This window comes from Paenibacillus foliorum, assembly GCF_013141765.1.
Taxonomy (GTDB): domain Bacteria; phylum Bacillota; class Bacilli; order Paenibacillales; family NBRC-103111; genus Paenibacillus_S; species Paenibacillus_S foliorum.
Window position 1 is genome coordinate 138,299 of the sequence record NZ_WHOD01000062.1, and the last position, 14,659, is coordinate 152,957.

The window sequence follows — 14,659 nt, forward strand, 5'->3', positions numbered from 1 at the left end:
ACCTCCTGGGAGTTTTCATAGAAAACTTAATTTAAAAAATTACTCTTACTATTTACCCAAACAAAATTGCGAGAAAATTTGATCTATCAACGAATCGCCAACAGAGTCACCTATGATTTCTCCAAGATGCTCCCAAGCATTACGGATGTCGATTTGAACCATATCTATAGGTACGAAATTTACAGTTGCAGTAAATGCCTCTTCTAAAGTGCTTTTTGATTTTTTTAACAGAGAGATATGGCGTGCATTGCTTACATAAGTCAAGTCATTTGATTCTACCTGACCACTGAAGAAAATGCTAGCGATAGCTTTTTCCAAGTCCGTAATCCCCTGCTCTTCTAGCAGCGACATCATAACAATACGTTCGGCGGGAAAATGTTCCTTCAATATATTCAGCTCTATCCGCTGCTCCAAATCTAATTTATTCACTATGATTATGGTTTGTCTATCCTTTAGCTGTTCAATTATTGTCATCTCATCCGGTTCAAGTGTATCGGCTCCATTGAAAACTAAAAGAATCAAATCAGCTTCGGCAAGCGCACTTTTCGATTTTTGTACCCCAATCTGTTCAACTAGATCTGAAGTTTCACGTATTCCCGCTGTGTCCAATAGCTTTAAGGGGATCCCGTTAACATTAACGAACTCCTCTATAACATCTCTCGTTGTTCCAGGAATATCGGTTACAATCGCTCGATTTTCTTGTGCCAATGTATTCAACAAGGAGGATTTGCCAACATTCGGCTTCCCTATTATCGCAGTAACAATACCTTCACGCAGAATTTTTCCCTGCCGCGCAGTATTAAGTAACTCCTCGATTTTCTCCATAGCTGCCGTGCATTTATCTTTTATAAAAGCATTGGTCATTTCCTCGACGTCATGCTCAGGATAATCAATGTTCACTTCAATATGTGCCATCAGTTCAACCAAGTCGTGGCGCAGCAGCTTAATTCTTTTGGATAAAGTCCCTTCAGATTGCTTCATAGCGACCTGGTAAGCTCTGTCCGATTTGGCACGAATTAGATCAATAACTGCTTCAGCTTGCGATAAATCAATTCTTCCATTAAGAAAAGCACGTTTCGTAAATTCGCCAGGTTCGGCTAATCTTATCTCCTGTTGTTCCAATAACAAATCGAGCACTTTCTTTACAGAAATAAATCCGCCATGACAGCTGATCTCGACCACATCTTCCGTGGTAAAAGAACGCGGCGCCTTCATTACTGTAACTAGTACCTCATCTACACTTGCTAAGGTTTGAGGATCCTTAATATAACCATAATGGACGGTGTGGGTAGAAGCTTCTATTAATTTATCCTTACCATAGAAAATGCGATCAGCAGCCTTAACCGCCTCATCGCCGCTTATACGAATAACAGCAATCCCGCCCTCTCCCAATGGAGTGGATATAGCTGCTATGGTGTCATTTAACATAGTTGCACCTCTGTCTCTTAATCAAGTAATCAGCTGCACTGCCCTTTGAGGGCCAAGCGCTTCAGGGTTTGCTCCTCCAACTGAAAAATGCAATGAGTCATAACTATGACATCATTGCACCCGGAAGTTTATCTGTACACGATAACGATTCTACGGTTTGGTTCTTCACCCCTGCTAAAAGTTCTAACCATTGGGTGTTCCTGCAGTTTAGCATGGATCACTTTGCGCTCATGAGAAGACATGGGCTCCAAAACAACCTCTTTCTTCGTTCGAATCACTCGGTCAGCTAACCTTGCAGCCAAATCCTCTAATGTTTTCTTACGCCGTTCGCGGAAATGCTCGGCATCCAGTACAATACGAACATGGGAGCTGGAATACCGATTCGCCACAATGTTAACCAAGTATTGAAGCGCATCCAAAGTCTGCCCTCTTCTACCAATTAGCATCCCCAGATCCGAACCGAATAAATGTAACTCCAAGCCGTCCTTGTCTGTTTTTTTATCAATACGTACTTCCAAGCTCATCGTTCTAAAAACATCCTGCAAAAAATACATGGCTTCATCAACAGCATCAGGCAAAAACTCTAGCTCAACTTTCGCTTCCCTAGAACCAATAAGACCAAACAACCCTCTAGAGGGTTGCTCAAGAACTACCATCTTTACCCGATCCTCCGTGGTATCCCATTGTCGAAGGCCGTTTTTCACGGCCTCTTCAATTGTTTTACCTGTAACCACAATTTTTTTCATTTAGACAGGCCACCCTTATTTTGAGGTCCGTATATGAAATAAGACTGCACAATCGTGAATAGATTACTGTATACCCAGTAAAGCGGTAGTGCTGCTGCAAAGTTCATAGCCATTACGAAAATCAGTACGGGGAAAATAAACATCAAATTCTGCATTTGAGGCGCCATTTGTGACGACATCATTTTTTGTTGGAAGAACGTAGTTAACGCTGCCAGTAAAGGTAGAATGTAATACGGATCCTTAGTTCCCAGCTGTAACCAAAGGAAGGAGTGATCGGCAATATATTGATTCCGCATAATAGCATTATACAAAGCAATCAAAATTGGCATCTGTACAATTAAAGGAAAGCAACCGGCAAGCGGATTCACACCATTCGATTGGAAAATCTTCATTGTTTCTTCTTGCTGCTTCTTAGGATCATCTTTATATTTTTCTTTTAATTTCTTTATCTCAGGCTGAAGCTCCTGCATCCGTTTGGAACTTTTATATTGCTTCAATGTTAAAGGTAAAATGATGAAACGTATTATTAGGGTAACAACTAGAATGGACAAACCATACTGTCCCCAAAGAAGCGCCGCAAACCAATCGAGAACATCAGACAAAGGACCAACGAAATACTTGTCCCATACCCCATTATTAGGATCGATCTTCGTTGTTGCTGGGGCACATCCCGCAAGCAGTAAAAAAGCAAACATAAGCGGCAAATATTTAGCTAGTCGACGCGTCAAAATGAAGTCCTCCTAATTTATCTTTTCCAATAATAAACTATACCATATCTTATAGAAAAAAAGAAATGGAACCGCTTATTTTCGGACTGATTGATTTGCTCTTTTTAATACATGAAAAATACTCTTTTCCATTTCAGCATAAGCCATTCCAACAACAGGCTTCCTGGCAATTAAAATTAGATCGTAACCAACCGGAAATCTCTGTGCATTCAAACGGACAATTTCCTTCACCATCCGTCTAATGCGGTTTCGGACAACAGCATTACCAAGCTTTTTACTTACCGAAATCCCTAGGCGGAATCCCGCTTGCTGATGTCGCGCATAGGAATATAGAACAAACTGGTGGTTAGCCACCGATTTGCCCCCGCGGTATACCTTATCGAAATATTCCCTTTTCGTCAGACGATTTTTCTTTTCCACAGGCAGTTCTCTCCATATCCCGAACCGTTCAGCAAAACAATACTAGCGTGTACTAAAAAAAGGTATTTTAAAACAAAGCATTTGCTAATCAGCTGCAATTTGCTTCAAATCATTTAATAAACAACAAAAAAGACCACCTGTTAGTGGCCTCTTGAATTAAGCGCTCAAAACTTTTCTGCCTCTTTGACGACGAGCAGCAAGTACTTTACGACCATTTTTTGAACTCATTCTTTTACGAAAGCCGTGTACTTTTTTGCGTTTTCTTACATTCGGTTTAAACGTAGGACCCATCTATCCTGCACCTCCTTGAGGAAATTCCATTCCCGAAAATACCTCTTAACATTAAACCACCTTACAGACAAAAAGTCAACTTTATGTTCTATCAAGGATAAAGAGCTCAATCGTACTCGAAGCCGAATGCGTTCATCGACGTTGGTCGAGGTAACACTGTGTAACTTCGATGCCCATTAACACGAAAATTCTTTCTTGTCCTACCTTCTATTATGTTCATTTATTTTGTCAAAACATGTAGCTGTGTATAACAAAAAGTCAAAAAATCGAATAAAGTCGAAATAATAACATAATATTAACAATATCTTGTGCTGTGTATAACAGTTACACACAATCTATAGGGAATGTGGATAAAACCCAAGATTCCATTGATTATCAATGCATATTTTGATATTATGGTTATGCTCATCCTGTGGATAGCAATAAGTACTCCACAGATTTATCAACAGGCTGTGGATATCTTTGTGAACAATTTACACTCCTATCTAATAAAGATTGTCCACAATAGCTTAACAATGTGGATATAATCCGACATAACTCGCTTTATTTCAACAATTACCTGGCTTACGCCGTATCGCTTATTTTTAAAGGAGTGAATAACTATTGTGGAAAGCCATCCCAACGAGCAATGGCAGCAAGTTCTTTCCATTATTCAAACTAGGCTAAGTAAACCAAGCTATGAAACGTGGTTTACATCCACAAGAGCCGTAATTTTTAACGATTCCAAAGTCGTCATCTGCGCCCCTAACAACTTTGCTCGAGAATGGCTGGAAAACCGATATACCAAGCTAATAAGAGATACAATACTCGATTACACAGGAAAACCAGCCGAAGTGAAATTTGTTATCGAGACTGATGAAGAAAAAGCTGCAGCTGCAACCTCCTCCCAATCGTTCCATCCTGTGAAAGCTCCGCCCGTCGTTCCCGAAGAAACGTTTAGTCATATGATGAACTCCAAGTACACATTTGATACGTTTGTCATTGGTTCAGGGAACCGTTTTGCCCATGCGGCATCGCTCGCAGTAGCTGAAGCGCCTGCTAAGGCTTATAATCCATTGTTTTTATATGGAGGCGTTGGACTGGGAAAGACACATTTAATGCATGCAATTGGCCATTATGTGTTGGAACATAATCCGAGTGCCCGTGTACTGTACATTTCGTCGGAGAAATTCACCAATGAGTTCATTAATGCCATTCGAGACAATCGCGGAGAAAGCTTCCGCAACAAATATCGCACTATCGATGTGCTGCTTATTGACGATATTCAGTTCCTGGCTGGAAAAGAACAAACACAGGAAGAATTTTTTCACACTTTTAATGCACTTCATGAGGAGCGCAAACAAATTATTATTTCAAGCGACCGCCCTCCTAAGGAAATTCCTACACTGGAAGAGCGCCTGCGTTCACGCTTTGAATGGGGACTGATAACCGATATCCAGCCTCCTGATTTAGAAACTCGGATTGCTATTTTGCGTAAGAAGGCAAAGGCCGAGAACTTGGAAGTACCGAATGAGGCCATGGTTTACATAGCCAATCAGATTGATACGAACATTCGTGAGCTTGAAGGAGCTCTTATTCGTGTCGTAGCGTATTCCTCGTTAATAAATCAAGATATAACTTCTCATCTCGCAGCTGAGGCACTAAAAGATATTATTCCGAGCAGCCGTCCGAAGGTCATTACGATCCAGGATATTCAGCAAAGGGTTGGAGAGTTTTATGGATTGAAGCTAGAGGATTTTAAAGCACGTAAACGTACCAAAATGGTCGCCTACCCGCGGCAGATTGCCATGTATATAGCTCGTGAAATGACTGATTTCTCATTACCCAAAATCGGTGAAGCCTTTGGTGGTCGAGACCATACTACCGTTATTCATGCTCATGAGAAAATATCTACCGCTTTAAAGACAGATCAAGAGTTATATAGAATTGTTCAGAACTTGATGGAAAAAGTAAAAAATATCACGATGTAAGCAGCATAACTAATGCTTCCAACCAATCTGAATAACCTTGAGCCTATGCACAAACTATTAACATGTGGATAGGCTTTCGTTTTGCACCTTTTGCCCACATATCCACATATCCACTGCCCCTACTACTATTACTAATAAAAAAAGAGTATTATGAAGGGATAAATGGACATCTCCACATTTTCGAATTATAGGAGTGACAGTATGAAATTAACGATATTAAAAGAGTATTTAAATGAATCCATTCAACATGTTTCCAAAGCCATTTCTAACAAAACGACAATTCCGATATTGAGTGGGATAAAAATAGATGCCGATGTTAATGGAATGACGCTCACAGCAAGCGATACCGACATCTCTATTCAAAGCCATATTCCAAATGAGAAAAATGAAATAAGCATAATAGATCTACAAAAACCGGGAAGTGTAGTTCTTTCCTCTAAATTTTTTGTTGAAATTATACGGAAGCTTCCTGCTTCTAAGATTGAAATAGAGGTTAAAGACCATTTTCTAACAATCATTCGCAGCGGATCTTCTGAAATTCAATTAGTTGGACTGGATCCAGAAGAATATCCAACTTTGCCGAGTATCGAAGAAAATAGAAGAATCCAAATGCCTAGTGATTTGCTTAAATCCATGATTAAGCAGACCTCTTTTGCTGTTTCGACTAATGAATCTACACCGGTATTAACAGGTGTTTTGTGGACGGTAAATGAAGGAAATCTTAAATTCACTGCCTGTGATCGGCATCGACTAGGAAGTAGAGAAACAAAAATCGAAGTCAATGATGAGTTCCCAGTGAGTAATGTATCCATTTCAGGGAAAACTTTGAATGAATTGGCCAAAATTTTGCCTGATCAAAATACACTGATCGACGTGATCTTTGCTGAAAGCCAGGTATTATTCCAACTGAGCTCTATTCTGTTTTATACTCGAGTTTTGGATGGAACATACCCAGACACTTCCAAGTTGATTCCCCAGTCTTACCAAACTGAGCTTGTTATTAATGCACAGCAGTTGGCTAATGCTATCGATCGGGCTTATTTGCTATCTAGAGAAGAAAAGACGAATATTGTTAAACTAATCATGCGTGAGGATCAAACCATCGAAATTTCTTCCAGCTCATCGGAGCTGGGAAAAGTAACCGAGCAGCTTGATGTATCCAAGCTAACCGGGGAACTTCTGCGAATTTCTTTTAATTCAAAATATATGCTCGATGCTCTTAAAGTAATTGACAGCGAGCTGATTCATATAGGATTTACCGGTGCCATGCAGCCAATTATTATTCGTCCAGCGGAGGAATCCTCCACTCTCTTACAGCTGATTCTTCCTTACCGTACAACCAGCTAAATTGGGGATAGGTGAATGAGTTTGTTTATCCACATGTTAATAACTGACGAAGGAGTGAGGAAGACCTGATGAAAACAGTAAACATCCATACGGACTATATAACTCTCGGTCAATTTTTGAAGTTGGCTGATTGTATTTCTAGTGGCGGGCAAGCTAAATTTTTTTTGCAGGAAACAAACATTCTTGTAAATGGAGAACCGGAGAACCGCCGCGGCAAGAAGCTCGTACATGATGATAAAGTAAGCGTTGAAGGATGCGGGGAGTTTCAGGTAGTGCGAGGTTGAAGCGATGCTTTTCTAAAAAGCACTTAGCACGGCGCAGCCGTTTATCCTCGAAGCAGAGGCTTTAGGAGGAACCATTTTGCAATTGAAAAAGCTCTCTTTACAGAATTATCGAAACTACGATGAGGTTTTTTTTGAAACTGGACACATGGTCAATATTATTGTCGGTCCAAACGCACAAGGAAAAACCAATCTTCTAGAAGCGATATTTGTACTAGCATTAACCAAATCGCACCGGACACACCAGGACAAGGAGCTCATCCAATGGAATGCTCCTAACACTCTGCTGCACGGCGAAGTGGACAAAAAGTATGGATCCTGTCAGCTTGATCTGACCATTTCTCAGCAAGGTAAGAAGGCAAAAATTAATGGCTTGGAGCAGCGGAAGCTAAGTAATTTTATTGGCTCGCTTAACGTTGTGATGTTTGCACCGGAGGATTTGGAAATTGTTAAGGGATCCCCGTCCGTTAGACGGAGATTTCTGGATATGGAAATTGGCCAAGTTCATCCGGCTTATTTATATGACTTATCGCAATATCAGAAAATACTGGTGCAGCGGAACAATTATTTAAAGCAGTTATTTACTACACGAGACACAAAAGCAGCTCTTTTGGAAGTTTGGAACGAACAATTGGCGCAATTTGGTATTAAAATTATTAAAAAACGTCAAAGCTTTATAAAGAAGCTGCAAATGTGGGCGGAAAAGATTCATTCAGGGATTACTGGCGGCAATGAACAGATTGAGATTCAGTACGCTTGTTCGTTCGATCAGGCAGCGGTCCAAGATGAATCTGTTTTATTTGACCAATTTATGATAAAGTTATCACATGTGAAAGAACAGGAGCTTCGGCGCGGTGTATCATTGATCGGGCCGCATCGGGATGATTTATTGTTTTTTATTAACGGCAAAGAAGTACAAACATTCGGCTCTCAGGGGCAACAGAGGACCACGGCACTCTCTTTAAAGCTGGCAGAAATTGAGTTGATCCGTGAGGAAGTCGGCGAATACCCAATATTATTATTGGACGATGTACTGTCAGAGCTGGACCGCTCTCGTCAGACTCAACTCATTGAAACCTTTCAAAATAAGGTTCAAACCTTCATAACAACGACCGGAATTGAAAGCATTGATTTATCCAAGCTCGAAGATGCTTCTGTCATTCATGTGCAGAATGGAAGATTAACCTAAAGTCTCAGGTAATAAGGAGAGGGCCACTTATGTTCATCCATTTAGGCGGAGAAAAAATTATTCGTGCATCCGAACTTGTTGCCATATTTGACTTGTCTATTGAAAAATCTTCAAAAATATCAAAGCAATTTATCAGCTATGCCAATAAAGAGAAGAAGGTTGAAGTGATCGGCGAAGAAGAATGTAAATCGCTTGTTGTCACGCAATCTAAGGTATATTATTCTCCAATATCCTCCATGACCTTAAAGAAACGGGCGCATCAGTTGTTAACGAACTAGATTATACCTTGGAAAAGTGGGTGTCAGAATGTCTGCGAATCAAAATACGTATGATGAAAACCAGATACAGGTGCTCGAAGGTCTCGAAGCCGTTAGAAAACGTCCGGGGATGTACATCGGATCTACAAGCGCCAGAGGTCTTCATCACCTTGTTTGGGAAGTTGTCGATAATAGTATTGACGAGGCTTTGGCCGGTTATTGTACAAAAATTGAAGTCATTATTCACCGTGACAACAGCATCACTGTTATAGATAACGGGCGCGGTATTCCAGTTGGAGAGCATCCGAAGATGAAGCGTTCCTCCTTGGAGGTCGTGCTTACGGTGCTTCATGCCGGAGGAAAGTTTGGCGGAGATGACTCCGGCTATAAAGTTTCCGGCGGTTTGCATGGCGTTGGTATTTCTGTAGTGAATGCGCTATCCAAAAAGCTAATCGTTCAGGTTAAACGCGAGGGTAAAGTGCATGAACAAGAATATCAAAGAGGTGTGCCTCAATATGACCTCAGGGTTCTTGGCGAAACGGAACAATCAGGAACCAAAACTACGTTTTGGCCGGATGATGAGATTTTTAAAGAAACAACGGAATATGATTACGATACATTGCAGTCGAGAATCCGGGAGCTTGCCTTTCTTAATAAGGGTATCGAAATAACTTTGACTGATGAGCGGACAGATGTGTCCAATTCATTTATGTACGAAGGGGGTATTATCTCCTTTGTTGAATATTTGAACCGTAACCGGGAGGCTGTGCATCAGCCAATCTTTACGGAAGGCTCTAAAGATAATATCCAAGTTGAAGTTGCGATTCAGTACAATGATGGCTATACGGAGAATATACATTCCTTTGCCAATAACATAAATACCCATGAAGGCGGTACGCATGAATCGGGCTTTAAGAGTGCGCTGACGCGTATTATGAATGATTATGCCCGCAAACATAATGCAATCAAAGAAAGCGATTCTAACTTATCCGGTGATGATGTGCGCGAAGGCTTGATAGCGATCATTTCTGTTAAGATTCCAGAACCGCAATTCGAAGGACAGACGAAAACTAAGCTTGGGAACAGTGAGGTTCGCGGGATTGTAGAATCGTTATTCTCTGAAAAGCTGATGGAATTTCTCGATGAGAATCCAGCTGTTGCTAAGAAGATTGTCGAGAAAGGTGTTCAGGCAGCACGTGCTAGAGAGGCAGCGCGTAAAGCTAGGGAATTAACGCGGCGTAAAAGTGCCCTTGAAGTTAGTGCACTGCCTGGTAAGCTTGCAGATTGTTCCTCCAAGGATGCTTCGATCAGCGAACTTTATATCGTCGAAGGTGACTCGGCGGGTGGATCGGCTAAGCAAGGGCGTGACCGTCATTTCCAAGCTATATTGCCGCTTCGGGGTAAAATTTTAAACGTAGAGAAGGCGCGGCTTGATAAAATATTATCAAGTACTGAGATTCGGGCTATTATTACAGCACTGGGTACGGGTATTGGTGATGATTTCGATATAGCCAAGGCTCGTTATCACAAAGTTGTTATTATGACCGATGCGGACGTTGACGGAGCTCATATTCGTACACTGTTGCTAACATTCTTTTACAGATATATGCGTAGACTTGTCGAGGTCGGATATATTTATATCGCACAGCCACCATTGTTCAAACTTGAGCGCAATAAGACAATTCGTTATGCATACAACGAAAAACAAAGAGAAGCTATTATGCAGGAATTTGGCGAAGGTGCCAAAGTTAATGTGCAGCGTTATAAAGGTCTCGGCGAGATGAATCCGGGCCAATTGTGGGAAACAACAATGGATCCTGAAAGTCGTACTATGCTGCAGGTCAGTATTCAGGATGCAATCGATGCTGATACCATCTTTGACACACTGATGGGTGAGAACGTTGAACCGCGTAGAGAGTTCATCCAACTGCATGCGAAATATGTTAAGAACTTGGATATTTAACGAAGTCGATTTTCCGTAGGAAAGTTCAGATTATGCTTACGAAGTTAGTTTTGCTTAAGCAAAACTTGTAGGAGGTCAACAATGTCGGAAGAACAGCACTCACAAATAAAAGATATCGATATCGGCACGGAGATGCGTACTTCCTTTATGGACTATGCGATGAGCATTATCGTTAGCCGGGCTTTACCTGATGTCAGGGACGGGCTTAAACCCGTGCATCGCCGTATTTTATTTGCAATGTCCGAGCTAGGAATGTCACCGGACAAGCCACATAAGAAATCTGCGAGAATCGTTGGAGAAGTTATAGGTAAATATCACCCGCATGGTGATAGTGCCGTATATGAGACAATGGTACGAATGGCGCAGGATTTCTCTCTGAGATATATGCTTGTCGATGGTCACGGGAATTTTGGTTCCATCGATGGCGACATGGCGGCGGCTATGCGTTATACCGAAGCTCGTTTATCGAAGATTGCGATGGAACTTCTACGTGACATCAATAAAGAAACGATTGACTTTATTCCTAACTATGACGGAGAGGAACATGAACCGGCTGTGATGCCTGCTCGGTTCCCCAATTTGTTGGTGAACGGCAGCTCGGGTATTGCAGTAGGGATGGCAACCAATATTCCCCCCCATAACTTAAGAGAAGTTATCGATGGAGTACAACAGCTGATTGAAAACCCGGATGTAACACCAATGGAGCTTATGCAGTCCATTAAAGGGCCGGATTTCCCTACAGCGGGCTTCATTTTAGGGCGCGAAGGAATTAGACAGGCTTATAATACTGGCCGTGGCTCTGTAACGATGAGAGCTAGAGCAACGATTGAGGAAAATAACAATAAGGCTCGCATTATTGTTCATGAGCTTCCTTATCAAGTTAATAAAGCCCGTCTTGTTGAGAAAATTGCCGAGCTAGTTCGCGAGAAGAAAATCGATGGAATTACCGATTTGCGCGATGAGTCCGATCGCAACGGGATGCGTGTTGTTATCGAGATGCGACGTGATGTCAATCCTAACGTAGTTTTAAACAATTTATATAAGCATACAGCTATGCAATCCAATTTTGGGATTATCATGCTCGCATTGGTGAACGGTGAACCGAAGGTATTGAACTTGAAGGAAATGCTCTTCCACTACCTGGAACACCAGAAAGTAGTTATTCGCCGCCGTACGGAATTTGAACTGCGTAAAGCAGAGGCTAGAGCGCATATTCTCGAAGGCTTGAGGATTGCTTTGGATCATCTGGACGAAGTTATCGCCTTAATTCGTGCTTCACAAACAACTGAAGAAGCTCGTGAAGGTTTAATCAATAAGTTCTCGTTAAGCTTCGACCAGGCACAGGCTATACTGGATATGCGTTTGCAGCGTTTAACCGGTTTAGAACGTGAGAAAATTGAGCAAGAATACGAAGAGCTTATGAAAAAGATTGCTGAGTTTAAAGCTATTTTGGCTGATGAACAGCTTATCCTTGCTATTATTAGCCAGGAGTTGAATGAGGTTAAAGAAAAGTTTGGCGATGAACGCCGATCTGAAATAACAGTTGGTATGGAGAGCATTGAGGATGAAGATTTGATTCCTCGGGAAGACGTAATCATCACGATTACGCATACCGGTTATATCAAGAGATTGCCTGTTACCACCTACCGCAGTCAAAAGCGTGGAGGAAAAGGCGTTATCGGTATGGATACGAAGGACAAGGATTTCGTTGAGCATTTGTTCGTGACCAACACTCATCATTTCCTACTCTTCTTTACGAACAAAGGAAAAGTGTATCGACTCAAGGCTTATGAGATACCTGATCTTAGCCGTACAGCACGTGGTACTCCTATTATCAATTTAATTCAAATTGAGCAGGGCGAGACCATTAATGCTGTTATACCGGTAGAAGGCTTTGAATCCGAGCAGGAGCTGTTCTTTGCTACTAAGAATGGCTTAGTTAAGAAGACTGCTCTTAACGATTATGGAAACATCCGTAAAGGCGGGCTAATTGCAATTACGCTGCGTGAGGATGACGATTTAATTGGGGTTAAGCTAACAGATGGTAACCAAACGATAATTATGGGTACTAAGCAAGGGATTTCAATTCACTTTCCAGAGAAGGAAGTTCGTTCAATGGGACGTTCAGCTACGGGAGTGAAAGGAATTAACATTGGCGAAGATGATGCCGTTATCGATATGGACGTTGTTCAAGAAGATAGCAGTGTATTGATTGTAACCTCCAAAGGCTTCGGCAAAAGAACGCCGGTTTCAGAATATCGAATTCAGTCACGGGGCGGCAAAGGGATCAAAACCTTGAACGTTACTCCGAAGAATGGACCTGTAGTCGGGTTGAAAATCGTTAGCGATGACGAGGATCTGATGATTATTACAGGATTGGGTACCATCATCCGTACTAGTATGTCGGGAGTTTCTATGATGGGTCGTTATACCCAAGGGGTTAAGCTTATTAACATCCGAGATGAGGATGAAGTAGCTACGGTTGCAAGAGTGGAAAAGAGTGAAGAGCCTGCCGACGAGCAAGACGGTGAGGAAACCATAGAGTCTACAGATAGCGAATAATAAAAAAAATAGGACTTTTTTCACACAAACAGTAAGAATGGGGGTTACATCCCCATTCTTTTTCGTTTAAAATAAAGATGTGATAAGAATGAAAGTAAGGTGAGGGAATTTACATGGCGACAATTTCCGTTTCCCAGTTAAAAGGTGGCGAGAAAATAAACGATAACGTGCAAACAAAGCATGGAAATATACTATTTCCAAAGGGCCGGATCGTTATTGATAAAGATATTGAAATTCTAAAGGCATTTCTCATCCCTTCCATATCCATCGAATCCAAGGTAAATGAGCAAGAGAATATAACCGAAACCATAATAGAAGAACCGAGCAGCTCAATTCTTCCATTTTTCGAACAATATGATAAAATGCTTGTGCTAATGAGAAAGGTTTTTATTTCAGTAGGTGGAAGTAATTTTCCCATTCTTGAAGTGAGGACGCAGTTAGAGGCGTTGATAAAGCATATTGATCAGTATCAAATTTTGACATTCAATCCAAAGTCGTATCAATTGAGCGATTTTCTATATCATAATAGTATTATGGTTAGTTTAACCTCCTATACTTTGGCCAAATGGCACGGACTACCTACTAAGGATTTAATGCCTGTTGCGTTAAGTGGACTTCTACATGATATTGGAAACGCCAAAGTAGATTCGGCAATTCTCTACAATCCCAAAAAGCTAACTCCTGATGAGTTGGAGGAAATGAAGCAGCATACGGTTATAGGCTACAATCTTTTAAAAGGTGTTGCAGCTATTAACGAAGGCGTGAAGCTGTCCGCTATTCAACATCATGAACGTGAAGACGGCTCTGGGTACCCTAATGGGATTAAAGGTGATAAAATTCATCTGTATTCCAAAATTGTTGCCATTGCCGATATGTTTCACGCTATGACTTCTGACCGTTATCACAAAAAAGCAACTTCCCGTTATCAAGTGTTGGACCAGCTATTTACTGAATCCTTCGGTAAGCTTGACCCTGTTATGGTGCAAACCTTTATACAGAAAGTAACCCAATTCCACAATGGAGTCTTGGTTAAATTAAGTGATGGCCGTATCGGTGAAATTGTGTTCTCAGACCGGGCTAATCCCACTCGTCCTTGGGTTAATGTGAATGGACAAATCATTAATCTAACTATCCAACGTAATCTGCACATACAAGATGTCATACTAAAATAACTTAATCATAATTTATACTTGACTTTGTTAGGCGATATATGATAAATTAATCTTCGCTGCTTTTGCGGCGGAGGTTTTTTTGTGTGATTAGAAAGTATAGTTCTATACTTTGATTCACATTAACCTTGATAAGTTAATCGATCCTTTGAGATAGACGTTAAAGTTTAGTCTTGTCTCATAGAATTACTAAAATAAAAAAAGACTTGCAATGCGGTAGGCGAATGTGTTATATTATAAAAGTCGCCGCTAAACAAGTTGGCACAAAACGACAAAGAAGAAAGTCAGCAATGACGTGGCTTTGTCAA

General features: G+C 41.1%; 13 protein-coding genes. 8 read left to right on the forward strand and 5 right to left on the reverse strand.

Translation table 11 applies throughout. From position 1 onward, the window contains the following. Nucleotides 1-48: 48 nt before the first annotated feature. The 5 genes from mnmE to rpmH all read right to left on the reverse strand — a co-directional run bounded on the left by mnmE (nucleotide 49) and on the right by rpmH (nucleotide 3,613). Nucleotides 49-1,428 (reverse strand): tRNA uridine-5-carboxymethylaminomethyl(34) synthesis GTPase MnmE, encoded by a 1,380-nt coding sequence (gene mnmE / locus GC093_RS16415; RefSeq protein WP_171652961.1) that lies wholly within the window; start codon nucleotides 1,426-1,428, stop codon nucleotides 49-51. Nucleotides 1,429-1,556: 128 nt separating this feature from the next. Next, a complete protein-coding gene (jag, locus tag GC093_RS16420) occupies nucleotides 1,557-2,174 on the reverse strand; it encodes an RNA-binding cell elongation regulator Jag/EloR (protein WP_171652962.1) in 618 nt (205 codons plus the stop codon). After that, the gene (gene yidC / locus GC093_RS16425) at nucleotides 2,171-2,902 is read right to left on the reverse strand and encodes a membrane protein insertase YidC (protein ID WP_171652963.1); all 732 of its coding nucleotides are present in this window, start codon (nucleotides 2,900-2,902) and stop codon (nucleotides 2,171-2,173) included. The genes jag and yidC overlap by 4 nt, the downstream gene beginning before the upstream one ends. A 75-nt stretch (nucleotides 2,903-2,977) precedes the next feature. Continuing rightward, nucleotides 2,978-3,322 (reverse strand): ribonuclease P protein component, encoded by a 345-nt coding sequence (gene rnpA, locus GC093_RS16430; protein ID WP_171652964.1) that lies wholly within the window; start codon nucleotides 3,320-3,322, stop codon nucleotides 2,978-2,980. 156 nt (nucleotides 3,323-3,478) lie between these two features. Beyond that, nucleotides 3,479-3,613, reverse strand: a complete 135-nt coding sequence (rpmH, locus tag GC093_RS16435) for a 50S ribosomal protein L34 (protein WP_171652965.1) — start codon at nucleotides 3,611-3,613, stop codon at nucleotides 3,479-3,481. Nucleotides 3,614-4,218: 605 nt separating this feature from the next. On the opposite strand from rpmH, the gene dnaA reads away from it, so the two are divergent. The 8 genes from dnaA to GC093_RS16475 all read left to right on the forward strand — a co-directional run bounded on the left by dnaA (nucleotide 4,219) and on the right by GC093_RS16475 (nucleotide 14,354). Beyond that, nucleotides 4,219-5,583, forward strand: coding sequence for a chromosomal replication initiator protein DnaA (dnaA, locus tag GC093_RS16440; protein WP_171652966.1), 1,365 nt, complete (start codon nucleotides 4,219-4,221; stop codon nucleotides 5,581-5,583). Between the two features lie 201 nt (nucleotides 5,584-5,784). Further along, nucleotides 5,785-6,930: a DNA polymerase III subunit beta gene (dnaN, locus tag GC093_RS16445; RefSeq protein ID WP_171652967.1), complete on the forward strand. Its 1,146-nt coding sequence runs from the start codon at nucleotides 5,785-5,787 to the stop codon at nucleotides 6,928-6,930. Nucleotides 6,931-6,998: 68 nt separating this feature from the next. Further along, entirely contained in the window at nucleotides 6,999-7,214 is a 216-nt protein-coding gene (gene yaaA / locus GC093_RS16450) for a S4 domain-containing protein YaaA (RefSeq protein WP_281365255.1), read from the forward strand. 76 nt (nucleotides 7,215-7,290) lie between these two features. Continuing rightward, nucleotides 7,291-8,400, forward strand: a complete 1,110-nt coding sequence (recF, locus tag GC093_RS16455; protein WP_171652968.1) for a DNA replication/repair protein RecF — start codon at nucleotides 7,291-7,293, stop codon at nucleotides 8,398-8,400. 29 nt (nucleotides 8,401-8,429) lie between these two features. Then, nucleotides 8,430-8,678 carry an extracellular matrix regulator RemB gene (remB, locus tag GC093_RS16460; RefSeq protein ID WP_171652969.1) on the forward strand — a complete coding sequence of 83 codons (249 nt, stop codon included), beginning with the start codon at nucleotides 8,430-8,432 and terminating at the stop codon, nucleotides 8,676-8,678. Nucleotides 8,679-8,706: 28 nt separating this feature from the next. Further along, a complete protein-coding gene (gene gyrB / locus GC093_RS16465; RefSeq protein WP_171652970.1) occupies nucleotides 8,707-10,620 on the forward strand; it encodes a DNA topoisomerase (ATP-hydrolyzing) subunit B in 1,914 nt (637 codons plus the stop codon). Nucleotides 10,621-10,701: 81 nt separating this feature from the next. Further along, on the forward strand, nucleotides 10,702-13,182 hold the full coding sequence (gene gyrA / locus GC093_RS16470) for a DNA gyrase subunit A (RefSeq protein ID WP_171652971.1): 2,481 nt from the start codon (nucleotides 10,702-10,704) through the stop codon (nucleotides 13,180-13,182). A gap of 113 nt (nucleotides 13,183-13,295) precedes the next feature. After that, on the forward strand, nucleotides 13,296-14,354 hold the full coding sequence (locus GC093_RS16475; RefSeq protein ID WP_171652972.1) for an HD-GYP domain-containing protein: 1,059 nt from the start codon (nucleotides 13,296-13,298) through the stop codon (nucleotides 14,352-14,354). The last annotated feature ends 305 nt before the right edge of the window (nucleotides 14,355-14,659 follow it).